22 protein-coding genes and 2 tRNA genes are annotated in these 20515 nt (G+C 64.6%); 13 read left to right on the top strand and 11 right to left on the bottom strand.

Features of this window, described 5'->3' with window-relative positions; genetic code table 11:
• Positions 1 to 10: 10 nt before the first annotated feature.
• Positions 11 to 1621: an acyl-CoA carboxylase subunit beta gene (locus AC1Q5W_RS15020; protein ID WP_492645249.1), complete on the bottom strand. Its 1611-nt coding sequence runs from the start codon at positions 1619 to 1621 to the stop codon at positions 11 to 13.
• A gap of 181 nt (positions 1622 to 1802) precedes the next feature.
• Between AC1Q5W_RS15020 and AC1Q5W_RS15015 the strand changes: the two genes are divergently transcribed.
• A complete protein-coding gene (locus tag AC1Q5W_RS15015; protein ID WP_492645248.1) occupies positions 1803 to 2099 on the top strand; it encodes an SCP2 sterol-binding domain-containing protein in 297 nt (98 codons plus the stop codon).
• Positions 2100 to 2119: 20 nt separating this feature from the next.
• Positions 2120 to 2635: a MerR family transcriptional regulator gene (locus AC1Q5W_RS15010; RefSeq protein WP_492645247.1), complete on the top strand. Its 516-nt coding sequence runs from the start codon at positions 2120 to 2122 to the stop codon at positions 2633 to 2635.
• Between the two features lie 202 nt (positions 2636 to 2837).
• Here AC1Q5W_RS15010 and AC1Q5W_RS15005 read toward each other — a convergent pair whose 3' ends face one another.
• From AC1Q5W_RS15005 to hrcA, 3 genes are all read right to left on the bottom strand, one after another.
• Positions 2838 to 3566 (bottom strand): hypothetical protein, encoded by a 729-nt coding sequence (locus tag AC1Q5W_RS15005; RefSeq protein WP_492645246.1) that lies wholly within the window; start codon positions 3564 to 3566, stop codon positions 2838 to 2840.
• A 106-nt stretch (positions 3567 to 3672) separates the two neighbouring features.
• Positions 3673 to 3749: transfer RNA gene (locus AC1Q5W_RS15000), tRNA-Ile, on the bottom strand.
• A gap of 24 nt (positions 3750 to 3773) precedes the next feature.
• Positions 3774 to 4778: a heat-inducible transcriptional repressor HrcA gene (hrcA, locus tag AC1Q5W_RS14995; protein WP_492645245.1), complete on the bottom strand. Its 1005-nt coding sequence runs from the start codon at positions 4776 to 4778 to the stop codon at positions 3774 to 3776.
• Between the two features lie 28 nt (positions 4779 to 4806).
• Between hrcA and AC1Q5W_RS14990 the strand changes: the two genes are divergently transcribed.
• From AC1Q5W_RS14990 to rapZ, 3 genes are read left to right on the top strand one after another with little or no spacing between them, the layout of a single operon-like run.
• Entirely contained in the window at positions 4807 to 5703 is an 897-nt protein-coding gene (locus AC1Q5W_RS14990; RefSeq protein ID WP_492645244.1) for an NAD kinase, read from the top strand.
• Between the two features lie 2 nt (positions 5704 to 5705).
• The gene (gene recN, locus AC1Q5W_RS14985; protein WP_492645243.1) at positions 5706 to 7355 is read left to right on the top strand and encodes a DNA repair protein RecN; all 1650 of its coding nucleotides are present in this window, start codon (positions 5706 to 5708) and stop codon (positions 7353 to 7355) included.
• A 4-nt stretch (positions 7356 to 7359) separates the two neighbouring features.
• Positions 7360 to 8250: an RNase adapter RapZ gene (rapZ, locus tag AC1Q5W_RS14980; RefSeq protein ID WP_492645242.1), complete on the top strand. Its 891-nt coding sequence runs from the start codon at positions 7360 to 7362 to the stop codon at positions 8248 to 8250.
• A gap of 21 nt (positions 8251 to 8271) precedes the next feature.
• Here the strand turns inward: rapZ and mutY are convergent, their stop codons facing one another.
• From mutY to mutM, 3 genes are read right to left on the bottom strand one after another with little or no spacing between them, the layout of a single operon-like run.
• Complete coding sequence (mutY, locus tag AC1Q5W_RS14975; RefSeq protein ID WP_492645241.1) at positions 8272 to 9327, bottom strand: A/G-specific adenine glycosylase; 1056 nt, start codon at positions 9325 to 9327, stop codon at positions 8272 to 8274.
• A 2-nt stretch (positions 9328 to 9329) separates the two neighbouring features.
• Positions 9330 to 11285 (bottom strand): dynamin family protein, encoded by a 1956-nt coding sequence (locus AC1Q5W_RS14970; RefSeq protein ID WP_492645240.1) that lies wholly within the window; start codon positions 11283 to 11285, stop codon positions 9330 to 9332.
• A 51-nt stretch (positions 11286 to 11336) separates the two neighbouring features.
• On the bottom strand, positions 11337 to 12152 hold the full coding sequence (gene mutM, locus AC1Q5W_RS14965) for a bifunctional DNA-formamidopyrimidine glycosylase/DNA-(apurinic or apyrimidinic site) lyase (RefSeq protein ID WP_492645239.1): 816 nt from the start codon (positions 12150 to 12152) through the stop codon (positions 11337 to 11339).
• A gap of 37 nt (positions 12153 to 12189) precedes the next feature.
• Between mutM and AC1Q5W_RS14960 the strand changes: the two genes are divergently transcribed.
• From AC1Q5W_RS14960 to AC1Q5W_RS14925, 8 genes are all read left to right on the top strand, one after another.
• Complete coding sequence (locus AC1Q5W_RS14960; RefSeq protein WP_492645238.1) at positions 12190 to 13923, top strand: tetratricopeptide repeat protein; 1734 nt, start codon at positions 12190 to 12192, stop codon at positions 13921 to 13923.
• A complete protein-coding gene (locus AC1Q5W_RS14955; RefSeq protein ID WP_492645237.1) occupies positions 13920 to 14423 on the top strand; it encodes a lipoprotein insertase outer membrane protein LolB in 504 nt (167 codons plus the stop codon). The genes AC1Q5W_RS14960 and AC1Q5W_RS14955 overlap by 4 nt, the downstream gene beginning before the upstream one ends.
• A gap of 24 nt (positions 14424 to 14447) precedes the next feature.
• A complete protein-coding gene (gene ispE / locus AC1Q5W_RS14950) occupies positions 14448 to 15311 on the top strand; it encodes a 4-(cytidine 5'-diphospho)-2-C-methyl-D-erythritol kinase (protein ID WP_492645236.1) in 864 nt (287 codons plus the stop codon).
• Positions 15312 to 15325: 14 nt separating this feature from the next.
• Positions 15326 to 15402, top strand: a tRNA-Gln gene (locus AC1Q5W_RS14945).
• A 77-nt stretch (positions 15403 to 15479) separates the two neighbouring features.
• The gene (locus tag AC1Q5W_RS14940) at positions 15480 to 16457 is read left to right on the top strand and encodes a ribose-phosphate pyrophosphokinase (protein WP_492645235.1); all 978 of its coding nucleotides are present in this window, start codon (positions 15480 to 15482) and stop codon (positions 16455 to 16457) included.
• Between the two features lie 127 nt (positions 16458 to 16584).
• Entirely contained in the window at positions 16585 to 17232 is a 648-nt protein-coding gene (locus tag AC1Q5W_RS14935) for a 50S ribosomal protein L25/general stress protein Ctc (RefSeq protein ID WP_492645234.1), read from the top strand.
• A 108-nt stretch (positions 17233 to 17340) separates the two neighbouring features.
• Positions 17341 to 18009 carry an aminoacyl-tRNA hydrolase gene (gene pth, locus AC1Q5W_RS14930; RefSeq protein ID WP_492645233.1) on the top strand — a complete coding sequence of 223 codons (669 nt, stop codon included), beginning with the start codon at positions 17341 to 17343 and terminating at the stop codon, positions 18007 to 18009.
• Positions 18006 to 18410, top strand: coding sequence for a hypothetical protein (locus AC1Q5W_RS14925; protein ID WP_492645232.1), 405 nt, complete (start codon positions 18006 to 18008; stop codon positions 18408 to 18410). The genes pth and AC1Q5W_RS14925 overlap by 4 nt, the downstream gene beginning before the upstream one ends.
• Here AC1Q5W_RS14925 and AC1Q5W_RS14920 read toward each other — a convergent pair.
• The 4 genes from AC1Q5W_RS14920 to rsmD form a co-directional block, all read right to left on the bottom strand.
• Positions 18407 to 18664 (bottom strand): YfhL family 4Fe-4S dicluster ferredoxin, encoded by a 258-nt coding sequence (locus AC1Q5W_RS14920; RefSeq protein ID WP_492645231.1) that lies wholly within the window; start codon positions 18662 to 18664, stop codon positions 18407 to 18409. The two genes, AC1Q5W_RS14925 and AC1Q5W_RS14920, sit on opposite strands and share 4 nt — an antisense overlap.
• Positions 18665 to 18773: 109 nt before the next feature.
• On the bottom strand, positions 18774 to 19223 hold the full coding sequence (locus AC1Q5W_RS14915; RefSeq protein ID WP_492645230.1) for a universal stress protein: 450 nt from the start codon (positions 19221 to 19223) through the stop codon (positions 18774 to 18776).
• A 43-nt stretch (positions 19224 to 19266) separates the two neighbouring features.
• Positions 19267 to 19764 (bottom strand): pantetheine-phosphate adenylyltransferase, encoded by a 498-nt coding sequence (coaD, locus tag AC1Q5W_RS14910; RefSeq protein WP_492645229.1) that lies wholly within the window; start codon positions 19762 to 19764, stop codon positions 19267 to 19269.
• Positions 19765 to 19802: 38 nt separating this feature from the next.
• Positions 19803 to 20456, bottom strand: a complete 654-nt coding sequence (gene rsmD / locus AC1Q5W_RS14905) for a 16S rRNA (guanine(966)-N(2))-methyltransferase RsmD (protein ID WP_492645228.1) — start codon at positions 20454 to 20456, stop codon at positions 19803 to 19805.
• Positions 20457 to 20515 lie beyond the last annotated feature (59 nt).

Genomic DNA, 20515 nt, shown 5'->3' with positions numbered 1-20515 from the left:
GATAGGGGAGTTACATGCGTGCCACACCGAAGGTGTTGGGGCGCAGGGTTCGTTGCTCGGCTTCCTGGGCCAGTGCTAGGCACAGCCCCAGGACGCGCCGTGTGTCGCGCGGATCGATGATTCCGTCGTCCCACAGGCGGGCAGTGCCAAACAGGGCGGCAGACTCCTTGTCCAGCCGCAGGCGCAGGCCGTCGGACATGGCCTTGAGGGCTTCTTCGTTGGCCTCGCCGCCAGCGCGTTCGATCTTGGCGCGGTTGACAATGTCCATCACCTTGGCCGCCTGCGCGCCGCCCATCACGGCGGTGCGGGCCGTTGGCCAGGAGAAGATGAAGCGCGGGTCGAAACCGCGGCCGCACATGCCGTAGTTGCCGGCGCCATACGAGCCGCCCACCACCACGGTGAATTTGGGCACGCGGGCGTTGGCCACGGCCTGGATCATCTTGGAGCCGTGCTTGATGGCGCCGCTGCGCTCGGCCACCGAGCCCACCATGTAACCGGTGGTGTTCTGCAGGAAGATCAGCGGCGTGCCGCTCTGGTCGCACAGCTGGATGAACTGCGCGGCCTTGGTCGAACCGGCGGGCTGGATGGGGCCGTTGTTGCCCAGGATGCCCACCAGATGGCCCTGCACCCGGGCGTGGCCGCACATCATCTCGGGGGCGTAGCTGGCCTTGAACTCCAGGAAATCGGAGCCATCCACCAGGCGGGCAATGATCTCGCGCACGTCGTAGGGCTCGCGCTCGTCAGCCGGCACGATGCCCATCAACTCCTGCTCGTCGTACAGCGGCTCGGCATAGCTGGCGGCTGCGGGCGTCTGGTCCCAGCGCAGCTTGTCCATCACCTCACGGGCCATGCCGATGGCGTGGGCATCGTCTTCGCACAGGTACTCGCCCAGGCCGGTGACCTGGGCGTGGGTCTCGGCGCCGCCCAGCTCTTCGTCAGTGCAGTCCTCGCCAATGGCGGCCTTGACCAGCGGGGGGCCAGCCAGGTAGATGTTGGAACGCCCGCGCACCAGAATCACGTAGTCGGAAAGGCCGGGCAGATAGGCGCCACCGGCCGTGGACGAGCCGTGCACCACGGAGATCTGCGGCAGGCCGGCTGCCGACATGCGTGCCTGGTTGGCAAAGCTGCGGCCACCGTCCACAAAGATCTCGGCCTGGTACATCAGGTTGGCGCCGCCGCTTTCCACCAGATAGATCAGGGGCAGCTTGTTTTCGATGGCGATGGTCTGCGCCCGCAAGGCCTTGCGCAGACCCATGGGTGCCACCGTTCCGCCCTTGACCGCGCTGTCGTTCACCGACACCAGGCAGCGCTTGCCCGCCACCACGCCGATGCCAATGATGGAGCCGCCGCCGAGTACGGCCTTCTTGCCATCGTCGTCGTGCATGTTGAGCCCCGCCAGGCGGCTCAGCTCCAGGAACGGTGTGCCGCGGTCCAGCAGGCGCGCCACGCGTTCGCGCGGCAGCAGCTGCTTGCGCTTTTCGAACTTCTCGCGCTTGGATTCGGATTCGGCGATGACCAGGCCTTCCAGCCTTTGCACCTCGGAGAGCAGGCCCTGCATGCGCTGCACATTGGCAGCGAAGGCATCGGCCTTGACGTTGATTTTGGAACGGATAGCAGGCATCAGAACGGGTCCTTGCGTTGAAACTGGGCGCAGTTTAGTGCAGGGTAACGTTAACGTCAACCAAATATCGTATAGGTATTAATACTATACTTAACGTCATGCAATGTTGCTAAGATTCGGGCCGGTTCCTGCAGCCACCGCTGCGGGAGACACCCCCAAACCACACACCAAGGAAATTCAAATGAACCTCGAAGAATGCACACAAGCCATTCGCACCAAAGTTGGCGCTGACAGCGGCCTGGGCGCCGTCCTGAAATTCGATTGCGGCGCTGACGGCGTCATCCTGATCGACGGCAAGTCCACCCCCAACACCGTGTCCAACGCCAACACCGACGCCGACTGCACCGTGGGCATCACCCTGGACAACCTCAACGCCCTGCTCAGCGGCGACCTGGAGCCCACCACCGGCTTCATGGCCGGCAAGCTCAAGGTCTCTGGCGACATGGGTGTTGCCATGCGCCTGCAACGCGTCATCTAAGACCACCGGGAGCCGCCAGCGTGACCACGTCCAAGAAAACGGCCAAGGCATCGCAGTCGCCCCGGGTGGCCGCGAGCACTGCGGCCGTCACGGACGCCCAGGCCTTCGTCGACTCGCACCGCGACGAGGGCACTTCCGAACTCTTCGGCATCACCGAGTTGTGCCGCGAGTTCGGCATCACGCTGCGCGCCCTGCGTTTTTATGAAGACAAGGGGCTGCTGTCGCCGCGACGCATCAACGGCGCGCGGGTCTACACCCGCCGCGACCGCGCCCGCCTCTCCCTCATCCTGCGCGCCAAGGACATCGGTTCACCGTTGTCCGAAATCAAACGTTACCTGGACCTGTATGGCCACCAGGGCGAAGGCCGCGCGCAACAGCTCAGCTACGTGATCGAGCGCACCGACACCGAGATTGCCGAGCTGGAAAAGAAACGCGCCCAGATCGACAAGACCCTGGCCGAACTGCGCGTCATCAACGCCAGCTGCCGCAAGCACCTGGAAGCGCGCCTGCTGGCGGACAAGAAGACAGCCGCCTAAGGTGCTGCTACCTGGACATTCGCGGCCAGGCGGCAAAGGTAGATTTTCAGTTTCGGGGTATCAGGGCGAAAGCCGCAACCTACACGGGCGACCTGGCGCACTCGCAAAAGCTACTAGCGCACAAGAAGCGCGATATGACAGAACACGACTTCAAGTCCCGGATGGGGGAGCGAGTTAAACCGCTGCGCTAAGACTTCGTTACCTAGGCTTTTACCTTCACGGTTGGTAGTGAATGCCGATCTCGTTTTTCGAAAAATTGCTGCCAATTTTTTAAGTAATTTTCGACCTCTCTAATTGAAAAATGACGACGAAAGACTTTGTGATCGTCATATTCAAAAATAAAGTCGAAATCGCCAAACCTATCCAAAAATTCATATGCGTAAATTGGCGGGGAAAATTCCGCTACGCCACTGATCCAAATGCCCGATACACAGGATTCAACCGTTGATGCCGGTACATAGCCTCCGGCAAGGGGAGGACCTGCAAGTGCAACTGGAATGGATACACCGGTCACTCGACTCCGGATTACTGCAGATATTGGATTCAAGTCACGTCGTCCGTTCGCCTTCAAATAAAAGGGGAAATTCGCGATCAAAAATTTATTTTCGTAGTCACTATAGCTATTGAAGAGGCGTTCGAAGCGCCATGAGATTCGCCGGAAAGGAAATAAGTAGAACTTAAAATATTTTGGCAAGGAATCCGGATGCATCGGATCGATTGGCATACGAAGCAGCATGACAAGGCCGGCGGTTGAAGCGAAGGCCAATGATGCCCAGACGACAGCCTGGAGGGGCAAGGGGTAACCTCGAAACACTACCCAGAGCTCATGAAACCACTCCGAAGTGAACCCGTAGTAAGCGAGCACAGACGCAATAAGGAATTTGACTCCAGCGAGTACTGCGCCACTCAATAGACGACTCATCCATTTCATGTCTAAGCTCCTATTACCGAAGACTTTATCTTCTGAAATGTAGAAATGCGCGCCTGTTTGTAGAAACGCCTCCGATCCCGAGACGGGTGCGGAGGCGCATGGATATTGGTAGGGCGTGAGGGACTTGAACCCGCGACCAAAGGATTATGAGTCCTCTGCTCTAACCAACTGAGCTAACGCCCCAACCGAAGCGCTGATTGTAATGGGCTACTTGTGGTGGCTCAGGGCGTTGCTTACCAATTTGGAGGTGATGTCCACAATCTGGATCATGCGGTCGTAGGCCATGCGCGTGGGGCCGATCACGCCCAGGGTGCCCACCACCTTGCCGTCCACCTCATAGGGGCTGCTGACGATGGACAAGTCCTCAAAGGGAACCACTTGGCTCTCGCCGCCGATGAAGATGCGCACGCCTTCGGCCTGGCCGGCAATGTCCATCAGCCGCATGAGCTGGGCCTTTTGCTCGAACAGCTCGAACGCGCGGCGCAAATGCCCCATGTCGCTGGAAAAATCGGACACCGACAGCAGGTTGCGCTCGCCCGAGATGATGACCTCGTCCTGCGTTTCGGTGATGGCCTCCGAACTCACGGTCACGGCCGCTTGCATGAGCGCGGCAATCTCGGAGCGCAGGGACTCCACCTCGCCTTGCAGGCGCTCGCGCACGTGCTCAATGTCCAGCCCCACATACTGGCTGTTGAGGAAATTGGCCGCCTCCACCAGCTGGGCCTGCGAATAGTCCTGCTCGGTGAAGATGACGCGGTTTTGCACGTCGCCATCGGGCGAGACGATGATCACCAGCAGGCGGCGCTCCGACAGGCGCAGAAATTCAATATGGCGGAACACCGAGGTGCGCCGGGGCGCAATCACCACGCCCACAAACTGCGACAGGTTGGACAGCAGGTTGGCCGCGTTGGAGATGACTTTTTGCGGCTGGTCTGGCGCCAGGCTGTGCGCCGCGTACTGGGTGGGCTGCACGGTGAGCATGGTGTCCACGAACAGGCGGTAGCCGCGTGCCGTGGGAATGCGTCCGGCCGAGGTGTGCGGGCTGGCAATCAGCCCCATTTCCTCTAGGTCCGACATGACGTTGCGGATGGTCGCCGGCGACAGCTCCAGCCCGGATGCCCGCGACAGCGTGCGGCTGCCCACCGGCTGTCCATCGGCGATGTAGCGCTCAACCAGCGCTTTCAACAACAACTTGGAACGATCATCGAGCATGGGATCATTTTAATGATGTAATTTGCGGATGAAGTCCCAATTCCGCCACGTTGCACTGATCGGCAAGTACCAGGCCAGTTCGTCCGGCGCCTCCGGCGCGTCGTCACGCCAGGCCCTGGATGACATTGCCCACTTCCTCATGGATCAGGGCTGCGAGGTGGTGGTGGAAACCGACACCGCCACCAACATGGGGCTGACGACCTACACCGCCATGAGCCTGGCGCAAATTGGCAGCACCTGCGACCTGTGCCTGGTGGTGGGCGGCGATGGCACCATGCTGGGCATAGGCCGCCAGCTGGCGCCCTACGGGGTGCCGCTGATTGGCATCAACCAGGGGCGCCTGGGTTTCATCACCGACATTCCGTTCGAAAACTACCAGGCCAGCCTGTTGCCCATGTTGGCCGGCCACTACGAAGAAGACCACCGCAGCCTGATGCAGGGCAAGGTTATGCGCAACGGACATTGCGTGTTCACGGCGCTGGCCATGAACGAAGTGGTGGTCAACCGCGGAGCCACCTCGGGCATGGTGGAGTTGCGGGTGGAGGTGGACGGGCATTTTGTGGCCAACCAGCGGGCCGACGGCCTGATCATTGCCACGCCCACCGGCTCCACGGCCTATTCGCTCTCCGCTGGCGGGCCGATCCTGCACCCCGCCATTCCGGGCTGGGTGCTGGTGCCCATTGCGCCGCATACCCTGTCAAACCGGCCGATTGTGTTCGCCAATACTGCGGAGATAGCTATAGAAATCGTAGCAGGACGCGATGCCAGCGCCAATTTCGACATGCAGTCCCTGGCCTCGCTGCTGCACGGTGACCGCGTCGTGGTCACCCGCTCGCAGTACCACGTGCGCTTCCTGCACCCCAAGGGCTGGAGCTATTTTGACACCTTGCGCCAAAAATTACACTGGAACGAAGGAGCAGCGTAACCGTGGCCCTGAAACGTATTGTCCTGCGGGACTTTGTCATCGTCAGCGAGCTGGAGCTTGATCTGGAAAGCGGCTTCACGGTGCTCACCGGGGAAACCGGCGCCGGCAAGTCCATCCTGATCGACGCCCTGCAGCTGGTCACCGGCGCACGGGCAGATACCGGCGTGATCCGCGAGGGCGCCAGCCGCACCGACGTCAGCGCCGAATTCGATACCCCGGCCGGCGTGCGCGCCAGCCTGCAGGAAGCCGGCTTTGACGACAGCGAGCTGTTGCTGCTGCGCCGCACCGTGGACCTGCAAGGCAAGAGCCGCGCCTGGATCAACGGCAGCCCCGCCACCGCGCAGCAGCTGCGGTCCATTGGCGAGCAGCTGCTCGACATCCACGGCCAGCACGCCTGGCAGAGCCTGACCCGCCCGGACGCCGTGCGCGGCCTGCTGGACGCCTATGCCCAGGTGTCCACCACCACCCTCGCTGCGCGGTGGCAGGAATGGCGGCAGAGCCAGAATGCCCTGACCGAAGCCCTGGCCGCCCAAGACACCCTGCAGCGCGAACGCGAACGCCTGACCTGGCAGATTGGCGAAGTCGACAAGCTGGCCCCGCAGGCCGACGAGTGGGACGAGCTGCAGAGCAGCCACAATCGGCTGGCCAACGGCCAGGCCCTGCTGGATGCCGCGCAAGGCGCCCTGCAACGGCTGGAAGACGAAGACGGCAACGCGCTCAAGCTGCTGCACAGCGCGCTGCAACTACTGCAAGGCCAAGCCCATCTGGAGCCCGACTTCAAGGACCCGGTAGACGTGCTGGGCTCCAGCATTGCGCAGGTGGAAGACGTCGTACACACCCTGCGCGCCTACCTGCGCCGCACCGAGCTCGACCCCGAACGCCTGGCCGAGCTGGATGAACGGCTGTCGCTGTGGATCTCGCTGGCACGGCGCTACAAGCGCCCGCCAGAGGAACTGCCGGCCCTGCTGGCCGCCTGGAAGGCCGAACTCGCCCAGCTGGATGCGGCGTCCGACCTGGAAGGACTGCAAAGCGCCGAAAAGAAGGCCCACGCCGCGTACTTAGCCGAGGCCAAGACCATCACCAAGGCCCGCACCAAGGCCGCGCCGCTGCTGGCGCAGGCCATCACCCAGGCCATGCAGGGCCTGGGCATGCAGGGCGGCCAGTTCCAGGTGGTGCTGGAACCCGCTGCACAGCCCATGCAAAGCGGGCTGGAAGACGTGGGCTTTCTGGCGGCCGGCCACGCCGGCAGCACACCGCGCCCGGTAGGCAAGGTGGCCTCGGGCGGCGAGCTATCGCGCATGGCGCTGGCCATTGCCGTGACCACCAGCCAGCTGGGCACCGCGCAAACCCTGATCTTTGACGAAGTGGATTCGGGCGTCGGCGGCGCCGTGGCCGAAACCGTGGGGCGCCTCATGCAGCAGCTGGGCCAGGACCGCCAGGTGCTGGCCGTCACCCACCTGCCCCAGGTGGCCGCCTGCGCCAACCACCACCTGGTGGTGGCCAAGCAGATGGACGGCAAGGTCACGCTCAGCACGGTGGCCGCGGTGCACGGCGAGCAGCGCGTGACCGAAATCGCCCGCATGCTGGGCGGCGAGAAGCTCTCGGGCACCACCCTCGCCCACGCCCGCGAAATGCTGGAATCCGGAGCCTGATGCCATGAGCGACACACCCCACGCCATGGAACTGTTGCTGATCACCGGCATGTCGGGCTCCGGCAAGTCGGTCGCCCTCAACGCGCTGGAAGATGCCGGTTTCTACTGCGTGGACAACCTGCCGCCGGAGCTGCTGGTGGCGTTTGTCGAGCTGGAGCAAAAACACCAGGCACGCCGCGTGGCCATTGCAATGGACGTGCGCAGCGCCACCTCGCTGCCGCTGGTGCCGCAGCAGCTGGAAGCCCTGCGCAGCCAGGGCATTGCCGTCAAGTCGCTGTTTCTGGACGCCAATACTGATACGTTGGTGCGCCGCTATTCCGAAACCCGGCGCAAGCACCCGCTGTCGCAGGGCCCTGCCGGACATGGCGAGCAGGACGCGCGCCGCGCGCTGGTGGACGCCATCGAGCTGGAGCGCAAGCTGCTGGCGGCCCTGCGCGCGCAGGCGCACGTCATCGATTCCAGCATCATCCGCCCCTCGCAATTGCAGGCCTACGTCAAGACGCTGATTTCGTCACCGGACGCGCAGCTGACCCTGGTGTTCGAGTCGTTTGCCTTCAAGCGCGGCGTGCCCACCGACGCCGACTATGTATTTGATGTGCGCATGCTGCCCAACCCGCACTACGAGCCCGAACTGCGCCCCCTGACCGGGCGCGACCAGGCCGTGATGGACTTCCTGCACACGCAGCCCGACGTCGACCTGATGCTCCACCACATTGCGCATTTCCTGGAGAGCTGGCTCGACGCCCTGGTGCGCGACCACCGCAGCTATGTCACCGTGGCCATCGGCTGCACCGGTGGCCAGCACCGCTCGGTCTACTTGGTGGAACGCCTGGCGCAGCACTTTGCCGCGCAATGGGTCACGCTCAAACGCCACCGCGAAATCGACGGCCTCTAAGCGCTGTTCCTTAAGGCCCGCCTAACCCGGGTCCGCCTGCGCCAGCAGCTTGCGAATGGGCGCGGGCAAACCCAGCTGCGGCCACGCGTGCGCCGCCACCCAGCGCCCGTCACCCCACTCCAACGCCTCGTCCGGCACCGGCAAACGCCAGACGTGCAGGTGCAAATCCTTGTGCGTGAGCACGTGCTGGAACGCCGGTTGCGCCTGCAGACCGGCACGCAGGGAAACCGGCACGGCGCGCACCAAGGCGTCCTCGCTGTCAAACAGGGGCAGGCAGTGCAGCCCTGCCCACACCCCGGGCGTGGGGCGTTTGTCCAGCCACACGGCGCCGTCCGCGGTTTGGGCCCACAACAGCCAGAGCGACTGGCTGCTGCGTTTGAGCGTGCGCGTGCGCACCGGATACTGCTGGGGGTTGCCGGCCGCTGCGGCCACACACACGGACTGCACCGGGCAGGCCGCGCAATCGGGCTTGCGGGGCAGGCACACCGTGGCGCCCAGGTCCATCATGCCCTGCGTGTAGCGCGGCATGGCCGCCGCGGCGCCGTCCGGCCGGGGCAGCAGCCCTGCGGCCACTTCCCACAGGGCGCGCACGTTGGCCGCCTGCGCCAGGTCGGCGTCGAAACCCACGACCCGCGTCACCACCCGCTTGACGTTGGCATCCAGAATGGCCACCCGCTCGCCAAAGCATAGCGACGCGATCGCCGCCGCCGTGGAGCGCCCAATGCCGGGCAGGGTTTCCAGCACCTGCGCAGCGCGGGGAAACGCGCCGCCGTGCAGCGCCATGACCTGCTGCGCACAGCGGTGCAGATTGCGCGCGCGGCTGTAATAACCCAGGCCACTCCACAGGCCCAGCACGTCGTCCAAGCTGGCCGCAGCCAGCGATTGCACATCCGGAAAGCGGGCCACGAAACGGGCAAAGTAGTCGCGCACCGTCACCACCTGCGTCTGCTGCAGCATGATCTCGGACAGCCACACCCGGTACGGGTCCTGGGTGTTTTGCCACGGCAGGTCGTTGCGGCCGTGCTGCTGCTGCCACCGCACGACGCGGGTGGCAAAATCATCCACCGGCAAGGCCACGCTCAGGCGAATTCCACGTCCACCACCGTACTGGACGGCTGGTTGGAGACGATCAGGTACTCGGTCAGCTCTGCCAGCTTGGCATCGATCTGGTTCAGGGCCGCGCTCTGCTGCTCGATGTCCTGGATACGGTCTTCCAGGCCGCCGGCGGCCTGCTGGATGCGGTCGATGGCTTCGATGCGGCGGGTGAAGTTGCGCCGGCGCTCACGCAGCTGGGCGTCGAGCTGGGCCGCGGCCGACTTGCTCCACAGCTCCACATCGGCCAAGGCCGCCTCGTGCGTGTTGCGCAGACGGGTGGACAGAGCCCGCACCAGGCGATCGGCGAATTCGGGTTGCGCCAGTTTGAATGCGTTACCGATGCCCAGGTACTGCAGGTGGCTGCGCTCCACCAGATCCAGCTCCTCCAGGTAGCCGGCCATCTGGGGTTCCGTGGGCGCCTGCAAGGAGAAGCCGTACTCGCCATTGAGCTGGCGGAACGTGGCCGCCAGCATGGTCTGGATTTCGTTGCACAGCGCCTGCACCTTCTGCAGGTTGCCCCGCAGGCGGTCAAAGGTTTCGCCGTAGGCCTTCTTGACGCCCAGCTTGAGGCCCTTTTGCGTCAGGGTCTCGGTGAGCTGCGACATTTCCTTTTTCAGCGTCCGCGACCCCAGGATGCTGAACACCTCGCGCAGCAGCTTGAGGTGCACCGAGCGCACGGCATGGATCTTGGCGCCGCCCAGGTCGAACTCCGTCTGCTCCTGCGAAATGCGCGAGCGCATGTGCTTGATCACCGTGGCATTCTTGCCCTGCAGGCCCTTGAGCTCCATCATCTGCTCGGTCAGATCCCGCTTGCGGATGTTGATGACACGGCCGGTTTCGGTGCGCAGGTCCGAAATGCCGGACACCATGGCATCGGCCAGAATCTGCTGGCGCTTGCCCATCATGCCGCGCCCCAGCGCGTCTTCCAGTACCGGCAGGCAACTCTGCTGGAGCAGCGCCGCGTCGTCGGTCACCTTGGCCACCAGGCCCTTCTGGGCCGACACGGCAATCACCCGGTCGCGGGGAATGCCCAGGATGTCGGCGGTGCTGGTCTTCTGGCGGTCGATCTGGGCCTGAATCTGCGCCGGGGTGCTCAGCGCGTCCCACAACGTGTCGATCTTGTTGAGCACCACGAGCCGGGCGTTGGTGTCGTGGGTCTCGGTGATGAGATGCTCGCGCCAGATGGACAAGTCGGATTTGGTGACCCCGGTATCGGCCCCCAAAATGAACACCACGGCATGCGCCTGCGGAATCAGGCTGACGGTGAGTTCCGGCTCGGCGCCAATGGCGTTGAGTCCGGGCGTGTCCAGAATCACCAGCCCCTGCTTGAGCAGCGGGTGGGCAATGTTGATCAGCGCGTGGCGCCACCTGGGCACCTCGACCATGCCCTGCGCGTCCAGCACGGGGTTGTCTTCCGGCGCCTGGTTGTGCCAGAAGCCCAGCGCACGCGCCTCGTCCTGGGTCACCTTGCGCGTTTCGGCCACTTTTTCCAGGGCCAGCGCCAACTGTTGCGGATTGTTCACATCCAGGTCGATGCGGGTCCACTTCTCGGGCGCCATGCGCCACTCCATGAGCGCCTGCGGCTGCAGCCGGGTCTCGATGGGAAGCAGGCGCAGGCAAGGGGGCACGTCGGCGTCGTACCCCATTTCGGTGGGGCACATGGTGGTGCGCCCCGCGCTGGCGGGCATGATGCGCCGGCCATAGCCGGCGAAGAAGACGGCGTTGATCATCTCGGACTTGCCGCGGGAGAACTCTGCCACAAAGGCCACCATCACCTTGTCGGAGCGCACCTGGGTTTCCAGGCGGCGCAGGCGTTCCTCGACTCCGGCATCGAGCAGCTCGTTGTCCTTCATCCACTCCGCAAGCAGCTTCAGGCGCAGCGCAAATTCCCGCCGCCAAGAGCCGTGCTGGTCAAACTGGTCGTTAAATGAAGTAGCCAAAAGTCGCCCCCAAGGAATCGCTCAATATAGCATTGCACCCACGCGGCCCCCTCAGGGTTTCTGGCAGTGGCTGCAGAAATAGGTGGAGCGCTGCCCCTGCCGGATGGCGCGGATCGGCGTGCCGCAAACCTTGCACGCCTGCCCCTGGCGCCCATACACCATGGCCTGGGCCTGGAAATGCCCCGCCTCGCCATGGGCGTTGGAAAAATCCCGCAGGGTGCTGCCACCCTGCTCCACCGCCCGCGCCAGCACCTCGCGGATGGCCTGGTGCAGGCGGGCTGCGCGGGGCCGGCTCAGCTTGCAGGCCTGCGTGGTGGGCCGGATGCTCGCCAGAAACAGCGCCTCGGATGCATAGATATTGCCAACCCCCACCACCACGTCGCCGGCCAGCAACACCTGTTTGATGGGCGCCCGGCGCCGCGCCAGGCCCGCGTGGAACAGCGCCGCGTCAAACCCGGCTCCCAGCGGCTCCATGCCCAGCTTGCCCAGCAGCTTGCGGGCCGTGGCGTCCTGCTCATCGGGCGCGTACACCACGGCGCCAAAACGGCGCGGGTCGTGCAGGCGCAAGACGCCCTGCGTGGTGCGCAATTCAAAATGGTCATGCACTCCCGGGGCCGGCAACTGGGGGGCAAACGTCAGACTACCCGACATGCCCAGGTGAATCAGCAGCAGACCCGGGTCCAGGTCCAGCAGCAGGTACTTGCCGCGCCGGCGCACGCCGCGCACCTGGCGCCCCACCAGGGACTGCGGCGCGCAGTTCAACGGCCAGCGCAGCGGCTTTCCCAGGTGGACGGCCTGAATGCGCGCGCCGGCAATGCGCCCGGCAAAACTCAGGCGCGTCACTTCGACTTCCGGCAGTTCAGGCATGGGGCAGCGATCCTTCAGGTTGGATTATTATGGTCCGATGTCACGACCTTCCCGACTCCTCGCCCTGGCCCTGCTGGCCGCCCTCGCCTGCGGCAGTGCCGCGCAGGCATCCGCCAAGCAGTCCGGCCCCAACAACTCCAACCTCAACAGCGACCTGTTCTACCAGCTGCTGGTGGGCGAGCTCAGCGCGCAGTCGGGCGACAACGGCTCCGCCTACGCCCTGATGCTGGACGCCGCGCACAAGACCAACTCGCCGCGCCTGTACGAGCGCGCCGTGGAACTGGCCCTGCAGGCGCGCAACGGCGAATCGGCGCTGGAGGCCGCCCAGTCGTGGGCCCGCGCCTACCCGACATCGCTGGACGCCAACCGCTACCTGCTGCAGATCCTGATCGGCCTGAACCGGATCGCCGAAACCCAGGAGCCACTGCGCCGTGGGCTGGCCGCCCTGCCCCCGGCAGATCGTGCGGCAGCCATCGACCTGGTGCCGCGCTACTACGCCCGCGCCACGGACCGCCCGCTGACCGCCAGCGTGGTCGAGAAAGCCCTGGCCCCGGAACTGGGCAACCGCGCCACCGGCCCCGCTGCCTGGGCCAGCATTGGTGTGCTGCGCCTGCAGGCCAACGATGCCGACGGGGCTCTGGAAGCCACACGCCGCGGCGTCGCCCTGAACCCCAAGGCGCAGGAGCCCGTGCTGCTGGCACTGGCCATGATGAACGCCAAGCGCCCCGCCGCCGAGGCCCTGGTGCAAAAGTATCTGTCGGGCCAGCCCCAAGCCGAGATCCGCATGGCCTACACCCGCAACCTGCTCAATGCCCAGCGCTACGCCGACGCCTACGCCCAGACGCTGCTGCTTAATGCCGAGAAGCCGGACATGGCGGAAGCCTGGCTGGTCCGCGGCTCCCTGGAACTGCAGGACAAGAAAGTGGCACAGGCCGAGTCCTCGCTCAAGACCTACGTGGCCATGAAGCCGGTGCCCGCCGACGCCGCGCCGTCGGAGATGGACCGCGGGCTGGTGCAGGCCTACCTGCTGCTGGCCCAGATTGCCGAACAGAACCAGCGGCCGGACGAGGCGCTGGCCTACCTGAGCCGCATCGACAGCCCGCAGGATGCCCTGCGGGTACAGAGCCGGCGCGCCGCCATCCTGGCGCACCAGGGCAAGCTGGCAGAGGCCCGTGCCCTGATCCGCAGCACGCCCGAGACGCAACCGGAAGACGCCCGCGCCAAGATCAGCGCCGAAGTGCAGCTGCTGCGCGAAGCCCGCCAGTACCAGAATGCCTACGAGGTGCTGTACAACGCCACCGCCCAGTACCCCGAGGACATGGACCTGGTCTATGACCAGGCCATGATGGCGGAAAAGATCGGCCGGCCGGACGAAATGGAAGTGCTGCTGCGCCGCGTCATCGCCACCAAACCCGACTACCACCACGCCTACAACGCGCTGGGCTATTCCTTCGCAGACCGGGGCGTGCGCCTGGCCGAAGCCCGCGAACTGATCACCAAAGCGCTGGAATTTGCGCCCAACGACCCCTTCATCGTCGACAGCCTCGCCTGGGTGGAGTTCCGCTCCGGCAACCCCGCCGAAGCCGCGCGCCTGCTGCAGGGCGCCTACAAGGCCCGACCGGACGCCGAGATTGCCGCCCATCTGGGTGAAGTGCTGTGGTCCCTGGGCCAGCGCGACGAGGCCAACACGGTCTGGGCGGCCGGCCTGGCGCTGAGTCCCGAGAACGAGACCCTGCTGGAGACCATGAAGCGCCTGCGCGGCAAGCTGTGAAGACGGCACTGCCCTCGGCGCTGCGCCTGGCGCTGGTTATTGCTATCTTTTTGCTAGCTGGCTGCGCAATACCCGTGCGCACCAGCGGCATAAATGATGCCGAAAATGCGCACTGGCAGGGGCGCCTGGCCGTCAAGGTGTACAGCACCCCGGTGCAGGCCTTCTCGGCCGATTTCGACCTGCAGGGCAGCGCCCAGGCCGGCACCCTGGTCTTCAGCAGCCCACTGGGCAGCACCGTGGCGCGCCTGCAGTGGGACGCCCGCTCCGCACAACTGCAGACCACGGGGGAGCCCCGGTACTTTGACTCGCTGGACGCGCTGACGCGCCAGGCCACCGGTACCGAGCTGCCCATCGCCAGCCTGTTTGCCTGGCTGCAGGGCAACGAACCCCGCACGCCCGGCTGGCAGGTTGACTTGCAGAACCTGCCCAACGGGCGCCTGAGCGCCCAGCGGCTGCCGCCGGAAACGCCGGCCGAGCTCACCATCCTGCTGGAGCGCTAGGCCGGCGCACCGGATAATCACCCCATGCAGTCGCTCTACGACATTCCCGCCCCCGCCAAGCTCAACCTGTTCCTGCACATCACCGGGCGCCGGACGGACGGCTACCACCTGCTGCAATCGGCCTTCATGCTGATTGACTGGTGCGACACCCTGCACTTTTCCGTGCGCAACGATGGCCAGATCAGCCGGGAAGACCTGACCTGGGAATTGCCCCCCGACGACCTGGTGCTGCGGGCCGCCCGCGCCCTGCAGCAGGCCACGCAGTGCCCGCTGGGCGCGCACATCGGCGTCGCCAAATCGGTTCCGGCCCAGGCAGGCATGGGTGGCGGCTCGTCCGACGCCGCGTCCACCCTGCTGGCGCTCAACCGCCTGTGGAAGCTCAACCTGCCTTTGCCGGCGCTGTCGCGCCTGGGGCTGGCACTGGGGACGGACGTGCCTTTCTTCCTCGGCGGGCACCATGCCTGGGTCGAGGGCATCGGCGAGCAACTCACCCCGCTGGAGCTGCCGCCGGCAAGGTTTGTGGTGGTCAAACCGGACGCCGGTTTGGATACCCGACAAATTTTCTCTGACCCATCTTTAAAACGCGACACAAAACCAGCTATAATTTCAGGCTTCGCTGCGAATGCTTTTGGTTTTGGCCAAAATGACTTGCAAGCGGTTGCCCAGAAGCTCTGTCCTGGTGTGAATCAAGCCCTTGAGTGGCTCGAATCCCAGGGTTTGAACGGCAGGATGACCGGTTCTGGAAGTGCGGTGTTTGCGCAACTGCTGCAGAATGTCGAGATCGGCAACGCGCCGGACGCGTTGCAAGTCAAGGTGTGCAGCAATATGGATGTCCACCCCCTGGTGGGATGGGCAACCAGCGATGGTTTATCGGTGGGCAGCGTTTAGCTGTCAACCTGTGTAGGGGAGTCGCCAAGTTGGTTAAGGCACTGGATTTTGATTCCAGCATGCGAAGGTTCGAATCCTTCTTCCCCTGCCAAATCTGTTGTCCGGGCCGTTCCGGCAACAGCACGCGCAACGTACAGACATAAACCCACTCTCTTCGCTGGAACCCACATGCAGGCACCCACCCCTCCTGATTTCATGGTTTTCACCGGCAATGCCAACCCTGGCATGGCGGCTGATATCGCTAGCCACCTGGGCATTTCGCTGGGCGCGGCCACGGTGGGTCGCTTCTCCGACGGTGAAGTCACCGTGGAAATCAACCAGAACGTGCGGGCCCGTGACGTGTTCGTGGTGCAAAGCACCTGCGCACCCACCAACGAAAACCTGATGGAACTGCTGATCATGGTCGACGCGCTCAAGCGCGCCTCGGCCGAGCGCATCAGTGCCGTCATTCCCTATTTCGGCTACGCGCGGCAAGACCGTCGCCCCCGTTCCACTCGCGTGCCCATCACCGCCAAGGTGGTGGCCAACATGCTGCAGGCCGTGGGCGTGGCCCGCGTGCTGACCATGGACCTGCACGCCGACCAGATCCAGGGTTTCTTCGACATTCCCGTGGACAACATCTACGCTTCGCCCGTGCTGCTGGGCGACCTGCGCCAGAAGAACTACGAAGACCTGATCGTGGTGTCGCCCGACGTCGGCGGCGTGGTACGCGCCCGTGCACTGGCCAAGCAGCTCGGCTGCGATCTGGCCATCATCGACAAGCGCCGCCCCAGGGCCAACGTGTCCGAGGTGATGCACGTCATCGGTGAGATCGAAGGCCGCAACTGCGTCATCATGGACGACATGATCGACACCGCCGGCACCCTGGTGAAGGCCGCCGAAGTGCTCAAGGAGCGCGGCGCCAAGAAGGTGTACGCCTATTGCACCCACCCCATTTTCTCGGGCCCCGCCATCGAGCGCATCGCCAACGGCGGCGCACTCGACGAAGTGGTGGTGACCAACACCATTCCGCTGAGCGCTGCTGCAGCGCAATGCCAGAAAATCCGCCAGCTCTCCGTGGCTCCGCTGTTCGCCGAAACGATCCAGCGCATTGCCAAGGGCGAGTCGGTCATGAGTTTGTTCTCGGATCAGGAAAACCTTTTTTAAGGTTTCTATAAAACCTTGAAAAAGGTTGTTCGGGGCAAAAAGCAAACGCCCGGCCCCTTGGGGCCGGTTCGCGTTTTTATTAAACCGGAGTCACACTGGTCGCGGTGGACTCTCACAGGAGTTAGTTATGAAATTTGTCGCTTTTGAGCGCGCCAAGCAGGGCACGGGTGCGAGCCGCCGTCTCCGCAATTCGGGTCGCACACCCGGTATCGTTTACGGTGGAGCCGCCGAGCCTCTGGCTATCGAGCTGGACCACAATGCCCTGTGGCATGCCATCAAGAAGGAAGCGTTCCACGCCTCCATTCTGGACATGGAACTCAACGGCAAGGAAAGCAAGGTCCTGCTGCGCAACGTGCAGATGCACCCGTTCAAGCAACTGGTGCTGCACATCGACTTCCAGCGCGTGGATGCCAACACCAAGCTGCACATGAAGGTGCCATTGCACTTCAAGAACCAAGAAGAGTCTTCCGCATTCAAGGTCGACCACTGCCTGATCACCCACGTGCTGAACGAAATCGACGTGGCTTGCCTGCCCGGCGACCTGCCCGAGTTCATTGAAGTGGACCTGAGCGACCTGAAGAAGGGCGCTTCCTTCCACCTGAGCGACGTCAAGTTGCCCAAGGGCGTGTCCGCCGTGGTGCGCGGCAAGGAAAACCCGGTTCTGGTGTCCGTGGTGGTTCCCGCTGCCGAAGTGGCCGCCGAGGCTGCTGCCGAAGCCGCTGCCGCAGCTCCCGCCGCCAAGGGTGGCAAGGCCGCTCCTGCTGCCAAGAAGTAATCGGAGTCATCCGGTCACGCACAACGGCCCACTTCGGTGGGCCGTTTTCGTTGGGGGGCACCCCGTTTTTGCCCTACCATCCACGACACACACGCCATCCTGCTTTTCATGATCAAACTGTTTGTTGGCCTGGGCAACCCAGGACCGGAATACGACGCCACCCGCCACAACGCCGGTTTCTGGTGGGTGGACGCGCTGGCGCGCGAACTCAAGGTGCCGCTCAACATGGACAAGGGCTACCACGGTCTGGTGGGGCGCACCACGCTGCACGGGCAGACGGTGTGGCTGCTGGAGCCACAGACCTTTATGAACGTGTCGGGCAAGTCGGTGGCGGCCCTGGCCCGTTTCTTCAAGATTGCGCCGTCCGAAATTCTGGTCATCCACGATGAACTGGACATTGCGCCCGGCCAGGCCAAGCTCAAGCGCGGCGGCAGCCACGCCGGCCACAACGGCCTGCGCGACATCCACGCCCAGCTGGGCACCGACGACTACTGGCGCCTGCGCCTGGGCGTGGGGCACCCAGGCAGCAAGGCCGAGGTGGTGAGCTGGGTGCTGAAGAAACCCATCCTGGACGACCGCATCGCCATCGAGCAGTGCATAGACCGCACGCTCAAGGCCGTGCCGGCCTTCCTGGCCGGCGAAATGGACAAGGCGACCCTGCTGGTGCACACCAGCAAGCCGCCGCGCCCCCATGTGCCCAAGGCGCCGCGCCCAGCCCAGGCGCCCGCCACCGCCGTCACCACACCCGAACCGGTACCCCCCAAGGAAACACCATGAAGCAACGCCTGCCACTTGCTCTGTTTTTCATAGCTGTCTGCGCAATGAACACGGGGGCCTGGGGCCAGAAAGTCTACCGTTGTGGCACGGCCTACAGCCAGACGCCCTGCGCCGACGCCGTGGCCGTGGATGTCACGGATTCACGCAGCAAGGCGCAAAAGGCGCAGGCCGATGCCCTGACCCGGCGCGATGCGGCAACGGCCGACACCCTGGAAAAAACCCGCCTGCAGGACGAGGCGCAGGCCCAGGCCGACAGCCAGGCGGAACGCCACAAGAACAGCAAGGCCGCCAGCGCCGTGGCCAGGAAAAGCACGAAAAAGAAGAAAAAGGAACCGGACTACTTCACCGCCCGCGATACGGGCGCAAAGACGAAAAAGACCGCCGAAAAACCCGCGAATTAAGCCTTGACGGCCTGCTGCAGCCGGCGGTACTTCTGCCACAGGGTTTCCTGGTCTTCCACATGCTCCGGGTTCACCGGAATGCACGACACCGGGCACACCTGCACGCATTGCGGCTCGGCGAAATGGCCCACGCACTCGGTGCATTTAGCGGGGTCGATCTCGTAGATGGCAGCGCCCAGGTAGATGGCCTCGTTGGGGCACTCGGGCTCGCACACATCACAGTTGATGCACTCGGTGGTGATCATCAGCGCCATGGCAGAGGCTCCACCCGCAGGGCTGCAGAAAAAAGGGCATGTTGCATGCCCCTAATTATCGTTACTTGTCAGCAGCAGGGTTTTTACCCGCCGCGCTGTCGCCGTCTGCTCAGGGCAGGTCCGCCATCAGGGGGTCGGGTTTGACGATCATGACCGGGATGAGGCTGGCGTGCAGCACCTCGTTGGAAACCGAGCCCAGCATGGCGCTGCGCAGGGCACTGGTGCCGCGCGCGCCCATCATGATCAGATCACAGGCAAAGCGCTCGGTCATGTCGATGATGGTATGGGCGGGGTCGCCCCGGGCCACTTCGCACTCGTACTCCACGCCGGCGGCGTCCAGCAGTTCCTGCGCACCCTGCAGGGCATGCAGCCCCGCCTCGGCGCTGGCACGGTCTATCTGTTCCGGGTCGTGCACCACCACCAGTTCGTACAGGCTGGGCGTCTCCTGCACATTGGCCAGCACCACCTCAGCCCGCCACCCCGCCAGCAGCATGCGCACGGCAAAACGCACCGCCTCCAGCGCCAGCTCCGAACCGTCCACGGGTAACAAGATTCTCATGGCAACCTCCTGTTGGGCGACGACCCGCCCCCAGTATGCCGCGCTAGGCCTTGGGTGTCTGCACTTTTTGCAGCAGGCGGGCATGCACGGCCGGTGCCACAAACTGGGCCACCTCGCCCTGCAAGGTGGCAATCTCGCGCACCAGCGTGCTGGAGATGTGCTGGTAGCGGGCGTCAGGGGTCAGGAACACGCTCTCCACCCCGGGCGCCAGGGCGCGGTTCATGCCCGCGAGCTGGTTCTCGAAATCAAAGTCGGTCACCGAGCGCACGCCGCGCAGCATGGCCTGCGCGCCCTGGCTTTTGGCGAACTCCACCACCAGCCCGGTAAACGGCTCCACCCGCACGTTGGCGTAGGGCTTGAGCACTTCGCGCACGGTCTCCAGGCGCTCCTCCAGGCTGAACATCGTCTTCTTGTGGTGCGCCGCAGCCACTGCCACGATCACGGTGCCGAACAGGTCCGCGCCGCGGCGGATGATGTCCTGGTGGCCCAGGGTGATGGGATCGAAGGTGCCGGGGTACACGGCAATCACGGGTTTTGACATGGCATGCTCCGGGGCCGGTGGCCCTGCTGGGAAAACGATTATGCGGTGGCGCGCAGCAAGTGGGCATGCACGGCGCCAGCCTTAAGGTAGCGGTGCACCACTAGGCCCATGGGCTCCAGCGTGGCGTCCGTCCAGGCCTTGGGCGCTTCCAGGTACACAAAGCCCTCGGGCGCCAGCACGCGCGCGGCGGCGGCCAGCGCGGCCTCGTACACATCGGCATCAAACGGCGGGTCGAGAAAAACCACGTTCTGGCTGGCTGGTGCCAGCGCGCGCAGGGCGGCCACGCCCTCGCCCCGCTGCACCTGCAGGTTCTGCACCACCGGCTCGGGCAACTCCAGCGCCAGCAACTGCGTGCGCACGCGCTGCAGCTGCTCGACCAGGGCGGCGTCCTTCTCCACCAGCAGCACATCGGCCGCGCCGCGTGAGGCGGCCTCAAACCCGAGGGCGCCGGTGCCAGCAAACGCATCGACGCAGCGCAGGCCCGCCATGTCCTGGCCCAGCCAGTTGAACAGGGTCTCGCGCACGCGGTCGGGCGTGGGACGCAGGCCGGGCTTGTCGGCCACCTTGAGTTTGATGCGTTTCCAGTGGCCGCCGATGATGCGGACCTCGTGCGACTGCACGGCTTTGGCGTGGACGGGACGTTTGGGTGCGCTGGCTTTGCCGCGCGGGGCTGGGGAGGCTTTGGCTTTCATGGGCAAAGCTTAACCCACGGCGGAACGGTCTTCTTCGCCCGCGGGGGGCGCACCCAGGG

This window comes from Rhodoferax sp. MLSD5-FHT05B10, from assembly GCF_058793415.1.
Note: the sequence above shows the minus strand (reverse complement) of the source record. Positions and strands in the feature narration are given on the sequence as shown.

Bases quoted from the DNA above. Each gene is read 5' to 3' on its own strand.
- pth (WP_492645233.1), top strand. From the start codon at position 17,341: ATGATCAAACTGTTTGTTGGCCTGGGCAACCCAGGACCGGAATACGAC.
- mutM (WP_492645239.1), bottom strand. From the start codon at position 12,152: ATGCCTGAACTGCCGGAAGTCGAAGTGACGCGCCTGAGTTTTGCCGGG.
- AC1Q5W_RS14925 (WP_492645232.1), top strand. From the start codon at position 18,006: ATGAAGCAACGCCTGCCACTTGCTCTGTTTTTCATAGCTGTCTGCGCA.
- AC1Q5W_RS14935 (WP_492645234.1), top strand. From the start codon at position 16,585: ATGAAATTTGTCGCTTTTGAGCGCGCCAAGCAGGGCACGGGTGCGAGC.
- ispE (WP_492645236.1), top strand. From the start codon at position 14,448: ATGCAGTCGCTCTACGACATTCCCGCCCCCGCCAAGCTCAACCTGTTC.
- AC1Q5W_RS14960 (WP_492645238.1), top strand. From the start codon at position 12,190: ATGTCACGACCTTCCCGACTCCTCGCCCTGGCCCTGCTGGCCGCCCTC.
- AC1Q5W_RS14940 (WP_492645235.1), top strand. From the start codon at position 15,480: ATGCAGGCACCCACCCCTCCTGATTTCATGGTTTTCACCGGCAATGCC.
- hrcA (WP_492645245.1), bottom strand. From the start codon at position 4,778: ATGCTCGATGATCGTTCCAAGTTGTTGTTGAAAGCGCTGGTTGAGCGC.
- rsmD (WP_492645228.1), bottom strand. From the start codon at position 20,456: ATGAAAGCCAAAGCCTCCCCAGCCCCGCGCGGCAAAGCCAGCGCACCC.
- AC1Q5W_RS15005 (WP_492645246.1), bottom strand. From the start codon at position 3,566: ATGAAATGGATGAGTCGTCTATTGAGTGGCGCAGTACTCGCTGGAGTC.
- rapZ (WP_492645242.1), top strand. From the start codon at position 7,360: ATGAGCGACACACCCCACGCCATGGAACTGTTGCTGATCACCGGCATG.
- AC1Q5W_RS14920 (WP_492645231.1), bottom strand. From the start codon at position 18,664: ATGGCGCTGATGATCACCACCGAGTGCATCAACTGTGATGTGTGCGAG.
- AC1Q5W_RS14990 (WP_492645244.1), top strand. From the start codon at position 4,807: ATGAAGTCCCAATTCCGCCACGTTGCACTGATCGGCAAGTACCAGGCC.
- AC1Q5W_RS14915 (WP_492645230.1), bottom strand. From the start codon at position 19,223: ATGAGAATCTTGTTACCCGTGGACGGTTCGGAGCTGGCGCTGGAGGCG.
- AC1Q5W_RS15020 (WP_492645249.1), bottom strand. From the start codon at position 1,621: ATGCCTGCTATCCGTTCCAAAATCAACGTCAAGGCCGATGCCTTCGCT.
- AC1Q5W_RS15015 (WP_492645248.1), top strand. From the start codon at position 1,803: ATGAACCTCGAAGAATGCACACAAGCCATTCGCACCAAAGTTGGCGCT.
- coaD (WP_492645229.1), bottom strand. From the start codon at position 19,764: ATGTCAAAACCCGTGATTGCCGTGTACCCCGGCACCTTCGATCCCATC.